The 19,919-nt window shown below is 44.6% G+C and carries 9 protein-coding genes; 3 read left to right on the forward strand and 6 right to left on the reverse strand.

What is annotated here, in order from left to right; genetic code table 11:
• The first annotated feature begins 3 nt into the window (after positions 1 to 3).
• From PQ469_RS06350 to PQ469_RS06360, 3 genes are all read left to right on the forward strand, one after another.
• Complete coding sequence (locus tag PQ469_RS06350; protein WP_274212180.1) at positions 4 to 3,186, forward strand: error-prone DNA polymerase; 3,183 nt, start codon at positions 4 to 6, stop codon at positions 3,184 to 3,186.
• Positions 3,187 to 3,638: 452 nt separating this feature from the next.
• Complete coding sequence (locus PQ469_RS06355) at positions 3,639 to 5,660, forward strand: HRDC domain-containing protein (protein WP_274212181.1); 2,022 nt, start codon at positions 3,639 to 3,641, stop codon at positions 5,658 to 5,660.
• A 349-nt stretch (positions 5,661 to 6,009) separates the two neighbouring features.
• Positions 6,010 to 8,319, forward strand: coding sequence for a glycoside hydrolase family 3 N-terminal domain-containing protein (locus PQ469_RS06360; protein WP_274212182.1), 2,310 nt, complete (start codon positions 6,010 to 6,012; stop codon positions 8,317 to 8,319).
• A 48-nt stretch (positions 8,320 to 8,367) separates the two neighbouring features.
• On the opposite strand, the gene PQ469_RS06365 is transcribed toward PQ469_RS06360, so the two are convergent.
• The 6 genes from PQ469_RS06365 to PQ469_RS06390 all read right to left on the reverse strand — a co-directional run bounded on the left by PQ469_RS06365 (position 8,368) and on the right by PQ469_RS06390 (position 19,820).
• The gene (locus PQ469_RS06365) at positions 8,368 to 9,537 is read right to left on the reverse strand and encodes an ATP-binding protein (RefSeq protein ID WP_274212183.1); all 1,170 of its coding nucleotides are present in this window, start codon (positions 9,535 to 9,537) and stop codon (positions 8,368 to 8,370) included.
• 95 nt (positions 9,538 to 9,632) lie between these two features.
• Positions 9,633 to 11,024, reverse strand: coding sequence for a Gfo/Idh/MocA family protein (locus tag PQ469_RS06370; protein ID WP_274212184.1), 1,392 nt, complete (start codon positions 11,022 to 11,024; stop codon positions 9,633 to 9,635).
• 228 nt (positions 11,025 to 11,252) lie between these two features.
• Complete coding sequence (locus tag PQ469_RS06375; protein ID WP_274212185.1) at positions 11,253 to 12,068, reverse strand: glycerophosphodiester phosphodiesterase; 816 nt, start codon at positions 12,066 to 12,068, stop codon at positions 11,253 to 11,255.
• Between the two features lie 61 nt (positions 12,069 to 12,129).
• Positions 12,130 to 14,880, reverse strand: a complete 2,751-nt coding sequence (locus PQ469_RS06380) for a bifunctional YncE family protein/alkaline phosphatase family protein (protein ID WP_274212186.1) — start codon at positions 14,878 to 14,880, stop codon at positions 12,130 to 12,132.
• Positions 14,881 to 14,952: 72 nt separating this feature from the next.
• A complete protein-coding gene (locus PQ469_RS06385) occupies positions 14,953 to 16,527 on the reverse strand; it encodes a SusD/RagB family nutrient-binding outer membrane lipoprotein (RefSeq protein WP_274212187.1) in 1,575 nt (524 codons plus the stop codon).
• Positions 16,528 to 16,541: 14 nt separating this feature from the next.
• Positions 16,542 to 19,820 (reverse strand): SusC/RagA family TonB-linked outer membrane protein, encoded by a 3,279-nt coding sequence (locus tag PQ469_RS06390; RefSeq protein WP_274212188.1) that lies wholly within the window; start codon positions 19,818 to 19,820, stop codon positions 16,542 to 16,544.
• Positions 19,821 to 19,919 lie beyond the last annotated feature (99 nt).

A 19,919-nucleotide genomic window follows, 5' to 3' on the forward strand; every position in this document is an offset into this window, starting at 1 on the left:
GTTATGGAGTATACGGAATTACAGGTTACCAGCAATTTTAGCTTCCTGCGCGGCGGATCGCATCCTGCCGAGCTGGTTGAGGCCGCAGTTAAGCTGGGTTATACTGCCATTGCCCTTACTGACCGTAATACCGTGGCCGGTGTGGTGCGTGGGTATGCCGCTACAAAAGATACAGGTATCCGTTTTATCCCCGCCTGCCGGCTCGATTTGGTTGATGGTCCCAGTCTGCTGGCTTATCCTACCGATATTACAGCCTGGGGGCGTTTGTGCGCTTTGCTAACCAAGGGTAACCTGCGTATCGAAAAAGGGCAATGCGAATTGTATAAAAACGATGTGTTTGAGCATGCCGGAAGCATTAAATTTATAGTGATCCCTCCTGATGAATTAAATTCCCGGTTCGATTTTGACGATTCATTTAAGCAGGAGTTAAAGGAATACCAAGCTGCATTGGGTAATGATTTGTATATAGCCGCAACGCGCTCATACCATGGCGATGATGCTAAACGCTTTTACCGGCTTTCGCAATTAACTATCCCTATGGTGGCTACCAATGATGTGCATTATCATGAGGCCGAAAGACGCGAGTTACAGGATATAGTAACCTGTGTACGCGAAAAGTGCACCATTCATAACGCCGGTTTCCGGCTGCATGCCAATGCTGAAAGACACCTGAAACCTATTGAAGAGATGGAACGCTTGTTTAAGCAATACCCTGATGCTTTGGCACGTAGCCAGGAAATTGCCAATGCCTGTCATTTTTCGTTAGATACTTTAAAATACCTGGAGCCGGAGTGGATTAGTCCCGATGGGCGCACGGCAGATGAGCACCTGGCATCACATACCTGGGCCGGTGCCAAAAAAATGTTTACCGATGCGGAATTTGAATTACAAAAGAAACAGATTCAGTTTGAGCTTGATTTTTTTAAGAAGCGAAAACTGGCCCCTTATTTTTTACGGATTTTTGAATATACCCAAAAGGCCGAGGAGTTGAAAATTCTGCACCAGGGAAGGGGCTCGGCGGCAAATTGCGCGGTTTGTTTTTGCCTGGGGATAACTCCCGTTAATCCTGCTAAATCTAACTTGTTGTTTTCACGCTTTATGTCCGATTCGCGGGAGGAATGGCCCGATGTGGATGTTGATTTTGAACATGAGCGCCGGGAGGAAATTATTCAATGGATATATGAAACCTATGGAAGGGAACATGCGGCTATTGTTGCCACGGTTACACAGGAGCGGCATAAAGGCGCAATCCGCGATGTGGGTAAGGCTATGGGTATTTCGGTAGATACCATTAACAGGCTTTCGGGCGCTATCCGTGACTTTTCGGATGATGATTTTGACCGTGAGTGTATTATTGCACAGGGGCTGAACCCTGATGATCCGCTCTTGAAAAAAGTACTGCAACTAACCGAAGAACTGATGGGCTTTCCCCGACAGTTGGGGCAGCATACCGGCGGTTTTGTGATTACCCAATGCAAGCTTTCAGACCTTTGCCCCGTAATGAATGCCCGCATGGAAGACCGCACCCAACTGGAATGGAATAAAGATGACCTGGAAGATTTGGGCATTTTAAAGGTAGATGTACTGGCTTTGGGTATGCTTACCTGCATTCGCAAGGCGTTTGACCTGGTTAAGCAGCATTATGGGGAAGAGCTGACCCTGGCAAACGTGCCGCAAGACGACCCGGCGGTATATGAAATGATTTGCCATGCCGATACACTCGGCGTTTTCCAGATAGAAAGTCGCGCACAAATGTCAATGCTGCCGCGATTGAAACCAAGGGTATTTTATGACCTGGTGATAGAAGTAGCCATTGTACGCCCCGGCCCCATACAGGGCGATATGGTGCACCCTTATTTACGCAGGCGCGATGGGATAGATAAAGTTGAATATCCTTCGGAAGAATTAAAAAAAATACTGGAACGAACAAAAGGTGTTCCCTTATTCCAGGAGCAAGCTATGGAGATTGCCATGGTGGCGGCAAATTTCACCGCTGCCGAAGCCGACCAGTTACGCCGCAGTATGGCTACGTTTAAGGCCAAAGGATTAGTAAGTAACTTTCGTGATAAACTGGTGGCCGGTATGATGGGTAAAGGCTATACCGAAGATTTTGCCAGGCGTATTTTTAAGCAGTTGGAGGGCTTTGGCAGCTATGGCTTCCCCGAAAGCCATGCTACTTCATTTGCCCATTTGGTATACATCTCATCATGGCTTAAGTGGTATTATCCGGATGTATTTGCAGCATCGTTGCTTAACAGCCAGCCTATGGGTTTTTACCAGCCGGCGCAGATAGTGATAGATGCCGAAAGGCATGGGGTAGTTGTACGCCCGGCAGATGTAAACCACTCTATGTGGGATAACACACTCGAAGAAAAAGATGGTAAGTTTTGTGCCGTACGTTTGGGCTTCAGGCAGGTGAACGGCCTGCGTGAGGACGACATGCAGGCGCTGATAGCCGGTCGCGGGGGCGGTTATACCAGCATTAGCCGGTTAAGCGATGCCGGTGTGCCACAAGCGGCTATTGAAAAGCTTACCGATGCCGATGCCTTCCGTTCCCTGAAACTTGATCGCCGCGAAGCTTTATGGGAAGTACCCGCGTTGAATGATAAACCCATCGGCCTGTTTGCCGGCCAGCCATCCGAAAGCGCGATGGAAGCCCAGGTTACGTTACCCTTAATGAGCCAGGCCGAGCATGTGGTACAGGATTATGCATCTACCGGTTTATCATTAAAAGCGCATCCCGTTAGTTTTGTACGTGAGAAGCTTGATTTATTGAAAGTAACCCCCACGGGCCAACTGGTAAATTTAAAAGATGGCGATGCCGTTAAAGTTACCGGCCTGGTAACAGTACGTCAGCGCCCCGGTACGGCCAAAGGCATTTTGTTTATAACGATTGAAGACGAAACCGGGTTTGCCAACCTGGTGGCTTTTGAAAAGGTATTTGATAAATATCGTAAAGAGATCTTACAATCGCGCCTGCTGATGGTAGAGGGTAAATTGCAGATAGAGGGTTTGGTGATCCACGTGATAGCGCACCGGTTTTTTAACCTGTCACCCTTATTGCGTGGCCTTACCGCCGCCAATACCGAAGATTTGCCGGTATTAACCTTATCGCGCAGCGATGAGATAACCTCGCCGGTTACGCCGGTCAAGGAGGTTTTTCACAAAGGCAGGAATTTTAAATAGGAAGAGTCAGGATGCAAGAATCAGGATTCAAGACAAAAAATGCCTAAGCATGAAAATTAAACCATCGCGGGGTTATAACCCGTGATAAAAGGCTGGTTTCAGCTTTCAGCTGAACTCTGCAAGCTACAAACTTGCACCGGGTATACTCACGAGTTACACTGCGCTAACCTCGCGGGAATAGGGCCGGCCAGCGCAGCGTAACCGGGGTGAGTCGTGACCGGCGTTCAAAACCGCCATTGCTACCAATACTAAATGCTCCTGAAAAAGCTGTTTGTTAATTGAAGTTGAGTGTTAACCATGGATATTTATAATATGTTAATTATCAATTATTTATAATTTAATTTTTTAAAAATGTGTTAAGTTATGTTAACCCAATTTATATGCGTTTGCCATAATTCATGACTTTAATATCCGGCTCAAATAAAATTTATATTAACATTGCAACCGAAAATATGAACGAGACAAACCCGGCAATGCAGATGGCTTTTGATTACCTGGAAACAACCAATACGGTTGTTTTTTTAACGGGTAAGGCAGGCACGGGTAAAACCACTTTTTTGCAGCGGGTACGGCAGGAATCAAAAAAGAAAATGGCTGTTGTAGCGCCTACGGGCGTAGCTGCTATTAATGCGGGCGGCATGACTATTCATTCGCTGTTCCAGATCGCCTTCGGCCCCATCATCCCGGCAGGGAATACCCGGCCCGAGATGCATTATAGCCCGGAAAAAAAGGAATTGCTTTCCAGCCTGGAGCTGCTTATCATTGATGAAGTAAGTATGGTTCGGCCCGATGTGCTTGACCAGATAGACCTCATACTACGAAACCTGAAAGGTACCACCCAACCTTTTGGCGGTGTACAGCTTTTGCTCATAGGCGATCTGTCGCAGCTAAGCCCCATCATCCGCGATGAGGAATGGATGATGCTTGGGCGGTATTATAGTACCCCCTATTTCTTCAGCAGCCTGGTGATGCAAAAAGCACCCTATGTAAAAATTGAACTGGATCATGTGTACAGGCAAAAAGAACAGGCCTTTGTTGATATCTTGAACGAAGTGCGTAACCAAACTATCAGCCCCGGTAACCTGGAGTTGCTGAATGCCCGGCACCAGCCCGGCTTTCGGCCAACGGCCGAAGAGCCTTACATCACCCTTACTACACATAACTCCATTGCCCAGCAACTGAACAACGAATTTGTGGAAGCATTGGAGGGGCAGGAGTTTGAATTTGCGGCTACTATCCGCGGCGAGTTCCCTAAGGATGCTTATCCAACTGAAACCAACCTGAAGCTTAAGATAGGTGCACAGGTAATGTTTGTGAAAAACGATAGCTCGGCCGAAAAGCTTTTTTATAATGGCAAAATAGGGGTGATCACCCGGATAGAACCCGATACTGTTTTTGTGCGCTGCGGGCAGGAAGAACGCGAAATTGCCGTACAGGCTTTGGAGTGGACCAATATTAAATACCAGCTGGAAGATCAGCAAATTAACGAGACCAATGCAGGCAGCTTTGCCCAGATCCCGCTTAAACTGGCCTGGTCTATCACCATTCATAAAAGCCAGGGCCTGAGTTTTGATAAAGCCATTATTGATGTAAGCGAGGCTTTTGCCCACGGGCAGGCATACGTAGCGCTCAGCCGTTGCCGAACCTTGTCGGGAATGGTATTGCGTAACCCTATTGCTGCAAATAATATTATTGGCGACCCCGCCGTTGCCCGTTTTAATGAGCAGGCAAAGTCCCTTAAACCGGATGAGGAAAGACTGGAACGCGATCGCGAGCTATATCGCCAATCGTTACTGGCCGAGTTGTTCAATTTCAGCGGTTTACAAAACCGGGTTACCGGGTTTGAAGAGGCGACGCCAGACATGGAAAAAGATATTTTTAACGTGTCCGAAAAGCTTTCCCAGCAATTAGCCACTTATCAGCCCGAACGCATCCAAAAAGCGGCCCTCTATTTCAAAGATAAGCTGGCTGAAGCCACCGGAAACCTCCATCAGCAAATCCCGGTGCTTATGGGCTTATCTAAAGATAAAGAAACCAAAGCAGCTAAAGCAGATAAACTGATTCAATGGATGATGACCCGAATCGCGTTAATGGACCATTTTTCTGGAAATACTTTTACCGCAACTACATATCTTGAAGAAAAGCGGAAGGCACAAGATCAGGCTGGTTCAAACCAATCAAACTCCTACGTTAAGGCTTTGAACGAAAAGCCAAATCAGCAACTTTTTGACCAACTGATGATTTGGCGCGATACCGCAGCTGAGAGGGAAAATATAATGCCGGGAATGGTATTATCAGAGAAGACGGTTGCCACTGTTGCCGAAAAATTGCCACCTACCATCAAAGCTTTGGGGGGTATAAAAGGAGTGGGACCGCAAAAAGCGACACAATATGGCCCGCAGCTTATCGCCATGATCCGGTCATATCTGCAGGAAACAATGGGTGCTGAAATGGAGCAGGGGAATTTGTTTTAGAGATGTAATTGAAGAGCTGACTCAAAGAAATCGATTTAAAACCCTTGACTCATTTTGGCTAAAGCCGGCATGTTTTGTGCATTTTACCGCCCCATAAATGGGACGGCAATGAATTGATAATTCAGTTAAAATTAAACTTTTCATTGCCGTTGGCTTCAGCCAACGGTTCACATATAAGAGCCGGATGGCTTTAGCAAAATTTCGCCTACAGGAATTTACAAGAGATGTCCCTGAAATCTGACAAAACACTCCGCCGGATTATAATGTTTAAAGTATCTTAGACTATTGAAAAATGATACAAAATACCATATTTCAATACTACATCTATAAAAACAAACTTCTTTAAAAGATGGTCAGCAAAAAAATATTTGCCATTATTCCTATTGCTTTAATTTTATCTGCCGGTGTTCAGGCACAGCTTTATAAAAATCCTAAAGCGCCGGTACATGCTCGCGTAGCCGATTTGTTAAAAAGGATGACACTGGAAGAAAAAGTTGGGCAGATGAGCATGTCGTCGCTAAGCGAGGCAAGCAAAAGCAAGATTGCTTACGGTGTATTGGAGAGCCCTTTTACCAATGTTTATGATATTGCCCAACAATCGATTGCCGCCAAGAAATACTCGCGCGAGCATACCCGGCTTGGTATCCCACCTATACAAATTGGCGAATGCCTGCATGGGCAATTGTCGGCCGGCGCTACTACATTCCCGCAAGCCATAGCGCAGGGAAGCACCTGGAACCCGGTACTGATTGAGCAAATGGGCGCTACCATTGCTTACGAGGCATCAACATCGGGTGTTGATGAAGCGCTTTCGCCGCTTTTTGATTTGATCAGGGATGCCCGATACGGCCGGGTTGAGGAATGTTTTGCCGAAGACCCTTACCTGGTTGGCCAGTTGGGTTCGGCATTTGTACGGGGCATGCAAGGCGATCCGGCCAAAACAAAAACAAGCTTTGCCTTTGATAAAGTAATGTGTACAGGCAAACATTTTGCGGCTTATAGCAAGCCAATTGCCGGTATTAACCTTGCCCCATCTGAGCTTGGTGAGCGTGAGCTGCGATCAATGTTTTTACCACCGTTTAAAGCAGCGGTACAAGAGGCCAATATGGCGGCTATTATGCCATCATATAACGAGATTGACGGCATTCCGGCCCATAGTAATGAGTTTTTGCTAAAACAAATTTTACGCAAGGAATGGGATTTTAAAGGTTATGTTTTTTCGGATTATGGCGGCCTAAGTCAACTGTATAATTTCCACAAGGTGGCCAAAACTGCCTCAGATGCGGCACTTTTGGGTATCAAAGCCGGGGTAGACCTGGAAGCTTCGCGCCCCGATGTATACAGCCACTTGGTTGAATTGGTAAAAGCAGGTAAAGTTAAAGAAGCACAGATAGATACTGCTGTAGCGCGTATCCTGACCATGAAATTTAAAGCTGGCCTTTTTGAAAAGCCGCTGCCCGATACTGCACGCATTAAAAGCAGGTTACATACCGGGGAACATATCAAACTCTCGCAGCAAATAGCCGAGGAGTCTATCATCCTGTTAAAAAATGAAAAAAGCCTGTTGCCTTTAAATATCAGTAAGTTGAAATCGATAGCTGTTATTGGCCCCAATGCTAATAAAGTGCAATACGGCGATTATAGCTTTACCCGCGATAACTTATCGGGCGTAACCGTTTTGGAGGGGATAAAGCAATTTGCAGGGAATAACTTAAAAGTAAATTATGCTAAAGGCTGCGAGCTATCCGGCCTGGATAAAAGCGGCTTTGATGAAGCTGTAAAAACCGCCAATGAAAGCGACGCGGTTGTTGTGGTGTTGGGTACTACAAGTGTAGTATGGTCGGGTGTGGGGTGGAACGGGCAGGCTCCGGGTAACGAGCCTAAAGATCCTTTTACCTGCGGCGAGGGTTATGATGTAACCGACATTAACCCGCAAGGTGTTCAGCGTGAGTTGTTGCAGGCCGTTTATAAAACCGGTAAGCCGGTAATATTGGTGTTGGTGCACGGCCGCCCGTGGAGTATTAGCTGGGAAAAGGAGAGTATCCCGGCTATTTTAGAAGCCTGGTACCCTGGCGAAAAAGGCGGGACTGCCATTGCTAATATTCTTTTCGGGAAAGTAAACCCATCCGGCAGGTTAAACATGAGCGTGCCACAATCAACTGGACATATCCCGATATTTTATAACTACGTTAATTCATCAAAAGGAATTAACCGCCAGCATGGCACCGTTGAAAAGCCAGGGCAGGATTATGTGTATTCGTCAACCGATCCTTTGTTTGCTTTCGGGTATGGCTTAAGTTACACCACTTTTCAATACGATAACTTAAAGGTATCTAAACCCGTATTTAGTAAAAATGAACAGGTAACTGTTTCGGTAGATGTTAAAAATACAGGTGCAGTTGTGGGCAAAGAGGTGGTGCAATTGTACCTGGGCAACAAAATTAACTCAGTAAGTACGCCCGAAATGAGCTTAACGCGATTTAGCAAAATAGCCCTTGCCCCGGGTGAGGTAAAAACGGTGAGTTTTACCATTAGCTATAAGGATTTAGCAATTTGGAACAGGCAAATGAACCTGGTTACCGAGCCGGGAACTTTTGATGTAATGATAGCAAAAGCTGCCGATAACGTGGTGCTGAAAAAGCAGTTGGAATATAGATAACCATTTAAGGTTAAGCCGAAAGCTTATTAAAAATGCCTTTAGGAGGTTTTATAACTCACCCAAAATATTTTCCAGAAAAAATTGTAAGCCACTAACAATTGTTTTTTCATCCAGGCTGTAATGCTTTTCGCCAGGAGTTATTATAAAAGCCCTGGTTACCTGCAAGTCATCAAGCACATTATAGAAACCTTTAGAAAGGGACGGAGTAGTTGCATATTTAATTTCGATGGCGGCCAGTGGTTTGATGCCATTTACAAGTACCAGATCGCATTCTGCACCATTATGGGTGCGGTAATAATACATGTCCATGTGCCTGGGTTTCAATTGATAAATTTGTTCGATTACATAACCTTCCCATGAACTACCCACAATTAAATGTAATGGCAATTCGTGGCTATTTCTAATGCGATTTAATTCATGCAGTAATCCACTATCCCGTATATAAACTTTAGGTGCTTTTACTACACGTTTTTTAACGTTAACGTACCATGCAGATAATTGTCTTATCATAAAAGCGCCTTCCAGAAAGTCAAGGTACCTTTTTATCGTCACACCGCTTACACCTAAAGCTCTTGCATAGCTTTCTGCCATCCAGATACCTCCGTTATTTGATGCCAGCATGTACCAAAAATTGCGAATAAGCTTTTCTGAAAGATTGAAGCCAAACAGTAAGGCAAGGTCGCGTTCGATATAAGCCCGGATAAAATGTTCTGCCCATCGGCTAAAAGCGTGGTCAGTTTTGCTTGTGAGCGCATTTGGAAATCCTCCCCTAAACCAATGTTGTTCCTGGCCGATGCCACTTTCTAAAGCTTCCAGTAAATTTATCGGAGATAATTCTACAAAAGCTACCCGGCCGGCAAGTGACTCAGATACGCCTTTAACCAATGCCGGTGATGCAGACCCCGTCAGGATAAAACGGCCTGGTTGGCGGTTCTTGTCTATCGCAGGTCTTAATTGCCTGAATATATCAGGCTGGCGTTGCACTTCGTCCAAAACAATGCAACTATCGGTGTATTGCTCAAAAATAAATGCAGCATTCTGTAATCTCGCTATGTCTTCATCATTTTCAAGGTCGAGATACAAAACGGCTTTATCTTCTTTATTACCCAGTTCTTTCGCCAGTGTAGTTTTGCCAACCTGCCTGGGTCCTAATAAAGCAATTGCCGGAAATTCTGCTAATAAATGATTTAACTCCTTTTCTAATCTACGTTTAATCATATTCAAAGTTAGTATTTACCATGAAATATTAAAATTAAACTTTAATATTTCATGGTAAAATGCTTGGCTAAATTATTTGGTAAGCAAAATTATACCTACACTATCTTCATCTCTTCTGCATTCCACTTAATTACCTTGTTTTCAAAATAGCTGTCGTTACAGGCCAGGCAAGGTGCCGCAGCCCTGAAACCAAATACGGCGTCTTCTACAACAGGTTTACCTGTACGTATGGAGTCAAAGAAGTTGGCAAAGTGATCGTTTGACGCATTATACCCTTCCGGGGCGCGGTAGCTTTCGCCAGGGAGAGTGGGCTGCTGCTGATCGGCCTGCGAAAAGCGTTTGTTATAATCGTCCATTAACGCTTTTTGCTGGGCTTCGGTAAAAGTTGATAACGAATCCCAGCCACCGATACCCGTAGCCACCGGCATTTTGTTTTTACGGATGGAAAAACTATCATCGCCCATCAGGTCCATAACACCTTCCGACCCTACTATTTTGGTAGTACTATGATCGCCCTCGCCGCTGATGAAGTTTACCCGTAGCGTTACCTGGAAAGCAGGATGTTCTTTGGTTTCGCCATAATGGATTACCGCGCTCATTACATCCGGCACGTTGCGGCCATCCTTCCAGTACGCCAGGTCGCCGATGGAATAGATTCTTTCGGGGCCTTTGGAGCCGGTTATAAAGTGAATGCCGCTTAGCAGGTGAACAAAAAGATCGCCTGCAACCCCGGTACCATACTCGCGGTAATTACGCCACCTGAAAAAGCGCTTGCTATCATAATCATATTTCGATTTGGCGTTTGATTGAAACCTTGCCCAATCTACAGTTTGCGGCGATGCATCAAAGGGAATGGTATATTGCCAGGCCCCAAGCGCGCTTTGCCTGTTAAACGATGCCTCGATAGAGTTGATTTTGCCTATGGCGCCGGCTTCATATAACTCCTTTGCTTTTTTATAGGTAACGCTGCTTACCCGCTGGCTGCCAACCTGTAAAACCATTTTTGTTTCCTGCTGCGCCTTAATCTCGGCCAGGCCCTGGCTTATCTGGTGTACCATGGGTTTTTCGCTATAAACGGCTTTGCCGCTGCGCATGGCATCAATGGCTATCTGGCTGTGCCAGTTATCGCTGGTTGCTATAATCACGGCATCTATATCCTTGCGGGCCAGTATTTCGCGATGATCGCCGGTGGTGAACAGGGTAGATCCGTAAAGTTCTTTAGCCCTGTCAAGGCGGCCTTTGTAAAGGTCGCAGCAGGCCACCAACTCAACACCGGGTACTGTTAATGCGGCCCTGGTATCGGCAAAACCCATAATGCCCATGCCTATGGTAGCAATCCGGATTTTATCATTAGGCCCCACGCGCTTTTCGGCACTCAGGATGCGGAGTTCATTTTCTTCTTTGGCGGCCAGGCTATTAAGCGTAGCCGAAGTAAGCAAAACGGAAGCACCCAGGTGCTTAATGAATTTTCTGCGGTCGGTTGACATGGTAAATTAAGTTTTAAATAATGTTGGCACAAACCGCAAGGGGCGGTTACATAGGTTTGCGAGAGGCAATTTAGCAAACCAAAACTAAAATGCAATCAAAATTTATTTAATCCTTAAATCGGTAGGGAGGGCTGAAAATCGATGGTGGTTAATGATAAAACGGCAACAAATAAACTTCTGTATTTGTTGTCGTTTTTTTGTGAGCTTTTCAATCACGTTTGGTGCCTTTTATCTCAACCCTTTCTCCTTCAAAAATTTTATTAATAGGGCCGGATGATCTGTCTGCAGGCCCTTTAAGCCTTTGTCTAACGCTTTGTTCCAATCGGCCGGACCCTCGCCTGCACTTTGGATATCAGGCCAGGCGGGGATGTTGTATTTGGCTGCAAGGGCTACCATCTCACTGGTGTATTGATTATATGAGCCGTCAAGGATATCGGGCTGATATTTATTAATAAAGCTTTCCATTGCCGCTACCGTTTTAACGCTATCGGGCATGCTCAGCATCAGGGGCATTTTTGGCGCGGCCTTGCGCCAGCCGGTAAACTGGGTTGCGCTATTGATGTATACCAGCACTTGTTTTTCCATGCCGTATTGTTTTATCATCTGGTAGGCTTGCTCTTGGTCGGCGGCTTTAAAATCAAGGTAAATATTGATCTTGTTTTTGCATGTAGTAAGTATCTGCTTAAAGGTAGGGATATGGTATACGGTTTTATCTGTGGTATCCTTGCTTTTTACTTTTAGCTGTTCCAGCTCGTCAAGGGTAAAATCTTTAACGTTGCCTTTGCCGTCGGTCATGCGGTTGATAGTGCCATCGTGCATGCTAACCAGCTCGCCGTCTTTAGTAGTGCGCAGGTCAATCTCTACATAGTCAGCCTCGTTCCTGATGGCCTCCTCATAGGCTGCTAAGGTGTTTTCAGGATAAATAACATGGTCTCCGCGGTGGGCCGCTATAATAAATTTATGTTTTGATTTTGGGGCCGGGTTAGGCGCAAACGAAGTTAGGCCTGCTATGAAGGCTATAATGGTGATAAACGAAAAATTCATGATTATTGATTTAGTAAGATAGTAAAGCCCGGGTTTAACCGGGCTTTTTGGCTAATAAGTGTTAGTTAACTATTGTGCCCGATGTTTTTTTACCTTTTTGCTTGTAATGGTCGTTGCGCTCGCGGTCTTCATCGTCCATATCAACACCTTTTTTAATTTTGCGCCAGTTGGTGTTTTTGCTGTAACGCGCCATTGCCTTTTTGGTATCAAATATGCGCGTATCGCTTGGTATAAAAGTATATGGGGTATAGTCGGGCTTATCGGTAAAAAAATCTTGTAATAACGATGCGGTAACGTCGTACTGGTTTACATAAGGCACATCCAGCACGTTATAAATGGTTTTTAATATCGAACCAAAATTGGCATGAGTGTGGCTTACATAGCCTTTTTTAACATACGGGCCAGCCAGCATCAGGATAGACCGGTGGGCGTCTATATGATCAACCCCGCCCTGCGGATCATCCTCGGTAATAATTACCAGCATGTTTTTCCAGTATTTAGTGTGCGACAGGAAATCGAGCATGCGGCCAACAGCAAGGTCGTTATCGGCCATGTACGATTGCCTGTACGGGTAGCCGTCTTTAGGCCTTACATCGGCTCCGTGGTCATTAGGGACCTGCATGGTTATCAGCGAAGGCATTTTCTTTTTACCGGTGATCCACATCTTGGTAAACTCGCTTTTAAACTGCTCAACACGGAATTGGTCGGGAATGTTGGTATTAAAGCCGGCGTAGTTATGGCTGGTACGTGTGTATAAAGCCTTTTGCATAGGCACCATAACAATATGGGCTGCACCGGTGTTGGTATCTTCCCATTCTTCGCGCACGTGTGCGGTTTCGTTGGCCTCGCCAAAATTGTAAAAGTCTACATGCTTGCGCTCCAGGGCTTCCCACAGGCCCCCTGTTTCGGCATAGTCTTCAGGGTCCATACTGCCTGTTGAACCGGGAAAACGGCGACCGGGGGCGTTTGAAAATAGTTTAGCGGTTTTGCTCACGTTGGAGTTTGCTTCCACCCATTCGTTGGGGATAACACCCATCATCCAATGGTGGCCGTGGATAGATGCATCACTATCGCAATAATAATTATCACTGAAAGCGTACTGCGTGGCTACCTTAATATGGTTGGGCGATACATTAAGGTTAGGGAACTGCATCCGGGTAGCATCGGGCAAAGTATACTCGCAATGTACACCAAAGCGGGCCAGGGTACTGTCGCCTTTGGCGTTGGGCAACTGGCCTAAAACTTCGTCGTAGGTGCGGTTCTCTTTGGTAATGTAAACAATGTATTTGATAGGCGTGGGCGATGTGCCCGGCAGTACAGGTAATGGGTTGTTGGTAGCAGCATCAATAGTTTTACTTATAAATGTATTGCTGATTACTTGTTGAGTGTACCCGGCCAGCTGCGCATTATCGGGCATGGTAACTTTTTGAAAGGTGCCTAACTGAATATCGCCGATGTAGGTGCCCTGCGGCGGGGCAACAAAACCATGGCCACCGTTGGGCCCGGCGCCGTAACCACGGCACGATGTAATATAAAGTTCTTTTTCATCGGCAGATAACTTTACCCTTGATGTTCCCCAGCCGGTTGGGATAAGGCCTTTGGTGGTTTGGGTGGGGATATCAATTACCGCAACGGCATTGAAACCTAAAAGCGCTACGTAAAGTGTTTTTTCATTTTTACTTAAGCTAATGCCGAAAGGTAACAGTCCTCGGAATTTATCGATACGGGCATCAACTTTAATTGGGATGTCGCCCAGCAGCTTATGATTTTTGTAATCGATAATGGTGATATTATCATTTGTGGCATTGGTAACATAAGCATATTGGCTGCCAACAGCTATTGAGTTTGGGCTTGCGCCGCCGGTTACTTCGGCATCTTCCAGCATCTGGCCAACCTGGTGGCCGGTTTTAAATTTATTGATCACCTTGTTGGTTGCCAGATCGATGGTGAAAACGCTCATAGCCTCGGGCGATGAAGGGCTGCCAACACCGGGAATCTTTCGGCCTTCAACAACAGTTCCCTCGCGCGATTCTTTGGTGTTATCGCCATAAGGGTGCCGCGAGATCATGATCGAATCGGCATTTTTGGGGGTAGCCCCGGTTATTAATGGATAGGAATACATACCCACGTTGGCCACAAAGGCGGTCTTTTTATCAGGACTTAAAGCCAGGCCAAAAGGCTGGCGGCCTACATTGATAGATGCGGTTATTTTTTTTGTTGCCAGGTCTATCCGCACCATGCGGAAGTTTCCCCTATCCAGTACCAATAACTCGTTTTTATCCGCATTAAAAAGCAGATCGGATGTGAAGCTGTCGTCATAATCTTTATTGCCAACGCGGCCATTTAACGATAGCGAATCTGTTTTTATAAATTTTTCAGCATCGTAAATAATCACGGCGCCATTATCGCCACCACTCAGGTACAGTGTTTTTGAATCGGGCGAAAAGGCTACACCCAAAAACGAACCATTAAATAAAGGAGAAGCGATCTTTTTATCGTATGATGGTACCCTTGAGCTGCCCATGGTGGCAATATCAATAAGGGTGATAACACCGTTATGCAGCGTTACCGCTTTTTTGCCGTCGGGAGATATGGATAACCCGAAAGGATCATGCGTTATGCGGATGGTTTGGCCGGCTGGTGTTATTAACCTGCCGCTGGGTAAAACAGATGCGCCGGCAGTATCTATTTTACAGTATTGATTAATCCCTGGTACCTGTAAAATGCTTACCTGCTGCTTTTGGGCAAAGGCGCATGGCATAAGCCCAATGCCGATTGCGAATGATAAAAGAAACTTGTTTTTAACTGGCATAGATAAATTGTTTTTAACCAAATAAAGGCCCCCGTTTGATGAGGGCCTTTGCAAAGTTGAGGTTAATAATTTTTATTTAAGAATGTACATTTTACCGTTAATGTCGTCATTGCCGCTATATTGATCGGCTAATGCTTTGTTATAATTAACAGCATTTGAAGTACGCTCGGAACCAGGGTACTGGAAACGCAATGCTATACGACCGCTATTACCCGTACCCGGACCAGTTGTAAAGTTAGGTACACCGGTACGGCGGTAGGTAAAGTAAGATTCCAATCCTGAGTGACGGAACAATGCCAGGTATTTTTGTGTTAAAATTTTGGTAAGGCCAGCCGCATCAGCAGTATACTTAACACCTGATTGTGCGTAGTAGGTAGCCCAATCAACATTGATGGGATAAGTATCATAGTTAGCTAAATTTGCTGTACTGGTTGAACCCGGGCGGTAAAAGTATGCGGTAAAGCTACCAGCACCTGTAGGTATGCCATAATAAGCAAAAGAAGTTTGGATGCCTTTGATATAATAATCTTCGGCGTTACCTGTTGCCCAGCCACGGTTAATACCTTCGGCAATGTTAAACATCAATTCGGCATAACCTATTTGAATAGCCGGCTCGCCGGTGTAGGTTGAGTAATAACGTTTCCTGTTCAGGAATGAGTATTTCTGTAAGCCTGCGTTGTTATACATTACACCTAAGTCCAAACCCGGATCGGCACCAATGAACGACGAAAACGCTGCAGGGCTTTGATGCAGGTTATCAACGTTGTAACGTGCAGGTTCAGCAGTTACAAAAACACGTGGGTCTTTTAAGCTGGTTAATAAACCGATGTAAGTAGCCGATGTGTTTTGCCTTGAACCATTTTGGCCAAAGTTATCCGGTGTTTGTGGGTAATAGTTTGTTGGGCTCAAGAAAGTGTATTGCAGGTTATCAGCGGCACTTGTCATAACCGGATATTTAGTTGGGTTATTAACGATAGTGGCAAATTGATTAGCAACATCAATATCGCCATTCTTTTTACTTAATTGGACCAATAACCTGATCCGGAAAGTATTTACCACTTTTTGCCATGCTGTTAAGCTATTGCTTAGGTAGATATCGCCCGCAAGGGTGTTATCGCCTTTGCCTATCAAAGCAGCTAAATCGGTGTTGGCACTCTCTAACCAGGCCAATGATTGGGTCATCACGGTTTTTTGCGAATCATAAGCCGGGGTTAAGTTAGAAAGACCTTGTAATGCTTGAGTCATTGGGATATCGCCTTCTTCCATACTCATCTTACTGAAAAAATATGCTCTGAAAAATTTCCCCAGAGCGCTGTATGGGTTAACTGCGGGCGCACCTGCTTTAACAGCCTGGTTTTCCATGGCCAACACGTTTTTTAAGGTAGTGTAGTAGTTGTCGCCGCTGCCAAAATCATAACGGTTGTTACCGTAATAATCGTAGTTGTAAATATAATACTGGGCATAAATTTCATTTGAACCATCAGGAAAATCTGCCATGGTATTCAATATGCCATTAAAAAGAAGCGAAGCCGGAACCGCATTTGGTACGTTTGGGTTAACAGATAACTCCTGGAAACTCTTTTTACAGCTGGTTACTGTAAGTATCATGAATACCGGCAGTAAATAAATTCTAAATATCTTTTTCATATTCATCTGTTATTTTAGAATGATAAATTTAAGTTGAAGCCGTAGCTGCGTACTGTTGGCGATTGCAATACAGTTTGAGCCTGAGCGCCGTTGTATTGGTCAAGATCCACATCCTTAAAGCGTTTATCTTTATAGAAGTACAACAGGTTACGGCCATAAAGCGATGCAGAGATCTTTTGGATAAACGATTTTTGCAACCAGGCTTTAGGGAAATCGTAGCTAAAAGTTACTTCGCGCAGTTTGCTGAAGGTTTTATCCATCAGGTTTGATTCGTCTACGTTGTAATATTTACTTACATAATCCTGCACCAATGCTGTTTGCTTGTTTTGTGAAAATTGCAAGGCAGAATAGTTTAAGATAGCTCCTGTTTTTGAATCAAGGTTGATTGCTGTACCGTTTGATACGTTTACACCCGGACCAACATAAGTACCGTTGTAACCAGCTACACCAAAGTTTTTCCAATCCTGGTAACGGGCATCGCCAAGGGCGCCTGTTGCAGTTTCGATATTAGCGCCACCACGCATAGTTTTATTGTGCATATAATCGATAATAACACCACCAACAGCTCCATCAAACTGGAAGCCCATGCTGAAATTTTTGTAACGGATTTTGTTGGCAATGCTCCAGTTGTAATTAGCATTTTCATGACCTAATACCTGGCCACCAACTGATAGTGGTTTGCCTGCTGCGTCATTAATAATCTGGCCTTCTTTTGTTCTTAAAAATTTGCTGCCGCGTAATATATCGGTGCGATCGCCTACGCTGTAGTAATTTAAGTAGGTGCCGTTTTGACCCGGAGGCAATTCTTTGTATACTTCTTTATTGTTCGATACGTTAACCAACACATTCCACGTAAAGCCACCCAGATTTTTAATAGGTGTACCTTCTAATGATCCTTCATAACCTGAACGTTTAGTTTTTAAAGCGTTTAAGTATAGTGTGGTGTAACCTGTGGCGGTAGAAATTTGGCTTGCGAATACTCTTGGACCATCAATATACTGGAACGCAGTAGCGCTTAGGCCCAACCTGTTTTGCAAAAATTTAATATCAAAACCTTCCTCGTAGTTTACGCGGGTAGATGTTTTAATGTTATTGATATATAACGAATTGGTTGCATAACCAGCCGTTGTATTGTTGTATGGTTTGCTTGTTGAATAAGATGGGTTTAGCGAATAATCGGGCCCATTGTATGGCGAAGTATAAGTAGAACCATACCCCAGCGGATTATTAAACAATGATGGGCCGGTACTGCCACCGAAAGCGGTAATTGAGCTAAATGGAGCAGGGCCAATAGTTGGGCTTGATACATCGGCTCTTACATTGGCGTATGATCCGCGTGCCTTCAGGAATGAAATGGCTTCGGGCAGTTTAAGGTAATCAGAAATTACAGTTGCTGCCGATACACTTGGATAATTATAAGTAGTTGCGTTTTGGAAAGCGCTTGATTTGTCTCTACGATAAGTTCCGGATAAGGTGGCATATTTACCGAACGACATATCTAACGACGCATAAAAACTCAATACTCTTTCAGATGCGTTAAAGCTGGTGGCCTGGATTGGATTTTTTGAGTTGCTGAAAGCATAAACCTCAGGTACGTTCAAGTAATCTGTAGATACCCAGCTTGAATTGTAGCTCATGGTACGCAGGTTTGAACCTACTAAACCAGATAAATTTAAAAAATTCTTAACCGTGTAGTTGTAGTTTAAAATTAACTCGGTGTTGTTATCAAACAAATTACGGCGATCTTCACGATAGTCACCCTGGTTGCCTTCACGTCCGTAAGGGTGGGCGCTAAAAGGCAGGTCTTCTGTGCGTAAAATATTGTAGGTGTCAATTTGTGAACGTAACCTTAAATTCAAATTATCATTGAATTTGTAAGTTCCACCCAGGTAACCGTAAGTGTCATTTTTGTAATGGCCACGGGTCCATTTTTGAGTTAACAAATATGGGTTATGGTAACGCTGATACTCCTCAAATTGCGATTGAACACCAACTTTACCAGGTTGCCAAATGGCTTTAATGTCTGGTGCGTTGATATCCCAATCTGCACCTGTCCATATCGAGATGTTATAAATGATACTATTAGGACCATATTGAACGTCTGGGAAGTTATCTGTTGATTGCCTGTTGAAATCAACGTTACCCTCAAAAGTCAATTTAGGAGTTGGCGTAAATGACGCGTATAAATTGGCATTAGCGATATTCAGATATTGCGATGGAATGTAGCTGGTTTGGTGTTGCTGTGAAACCGAAAAACGAGTTGTGTAAGTATCTCCAACAACGCCTAATGCAACGTTATTATTGGTTTGCGAACCTACTTTCAAAAAGTTTTTCAGGTTGTCTTTACCTCGTGCTGTCCAGGGCGTTCCCTGGCGCACACCGTTAACAATAGGGCTATCATATTGCGGGATTAACTGGCCGTTAAAATAAGGGCCCCAAACATCGTAGTCGCCGTCTACACCGCCTGGTGCACCACCTTTACCATCAACAAATTCGTAAAAGGTATTTTCGCCCGGCCCGAAAGAATTTTGAGTACGTGGGAAAGCAAGGAAACCACTGTTTAATACAGTACTGCTGTTGATATCAACAGTTAAACCTTTTTTGTTTTTGGCACCTTTTTTTGTGGTGATTAAAATGGCACCATATTGTGCGCGGCTACCGTAAAGTGCAGCGGCGGCAGGGCCTTTTAATACGGTGTAAGTTTCAATATCATCAGGGCTAATGTTATAAGTATCTGTATTGATAGGGAAACCATCAACAACATATAATGATACCTGGCTACCCCTGATCAGTACGTTAGGGTTACCTAATAACTCGGCAGATGGGCCAACAGATACGCCGGCAACTTTACCTATTAAGCCTGTGATCGGGTTAGGATCGCGGGCAGTTGTTAAGGCGTCGCCTTGTACAGTTTGTATAGCGTAACCAATGCGCCTGGTTTCTTTTTTAATACCAAGGGCTGTAACAACTACCTCATTTAATACCTTGTTGTCGCCGTTTAAGCTTACATTAATTACATTTTTATCGGCAACCACAATGTTTTGTGGGGTGTAGCCAATAAACGAAAATGTAAGTGTTTGACCTGCACTTGCCGAAATAATGTAACGGCCCTCAATATCGGTAACCGTACCTTTGTTTTGTTCTTTAATGCGTACACTTACACCGGGTACTGGTAAGTGGTTCTCGTCGGTAACTGTACCGCTTATTTTGCTTTGAGCTAATAATATAGATGGCGCAATACAAAATAACAAAACCGTAATAACGGTTTTTAGTCTCTGGTAAAACTTATTCATCTGCTAAAATTTAAGGGTGAAACATGTAGTTTTTTCATACAGCAATGCTAAACTTTGTTTATTATTAGTAAACCAATTTAGTATTAAGCTATACTTAAG

It is taken from the genome of Mucilaginibacter sp. KACC 22773, assembly GCF_028736215.1.
In the GTDB taxonomy this organism is placed as follows: domain Bacteria; phylum Bacteroidota; class Bacteroidia; order Sphingobacteriales; family Sphingobacteriaceae; genus Mucilaginibacter.

Bases quoted from the DNA above. Each gene is read 5' to 3' on its own strand.
- PQ469_RS06355 (WP_274212181.1), top strand. From the start codon at position 3,639: ATGAACGAGACAAACCCGGCAATGCAGATGGCTTTTGATTACCTGGAA.
- PQ469_RS06360 (WP_274212182.1), top strand. From the start codon at position 6,010: ATGGTCAGCAAAAAAATATTTGCCATTATTCCTATTGCTTTAATTTTA.
- PQ469_RS06365 (WP_274212183.1), bottom strand. From the start codon at position 9,537: ATGATTAAACGTAGATTAGAAAAGGAGTTAAATCATTTATTAGCAGAA.
- PQ469_RS06350 (WP_274212180.1), top strand. From the start codon at position 4: ATGGAGTATACGGAATTACAGGTTACCAGCAATTTTAGCTTCCTGCGC.
- PQ469_RS06380 (WP_274212186.1), bottom strand. From the start codon at position 14,880: ATGCCAGTTAAAAACAAGTTTCTTTTATCATTCGCAATCGGCATTGGG.
- PQ469_RS06375 (WP_274212185.1), bottom strand. From the start codon at position 12,068: ATGAATTTTTCGTTTATCACCATTATAGCCTTCATAGCAGGCCTAACT.
- PQ469_RS06390 (WP_274212188.1), bottom strand. From the start codon at position 19,820: ATGAATAAGTTTTACCAGAGACTAAAAACCGTTATTACGGTTTTGTTA.
- PQ469_RS06385 (WP_274212187.1), bottom strand. From the start codon at position 16,527: ATGAAAAAGATATTTAGAATTTATTTACTGCCGGTATTCATGATACTT.
- PQ469_RS06370 (WP_274212184.1), bottom strand. From the start codon at position 11,024: ATGTCAACCGACCGCAGAAAATTCATTAAGCACCTGGGTGCTTCCGTT.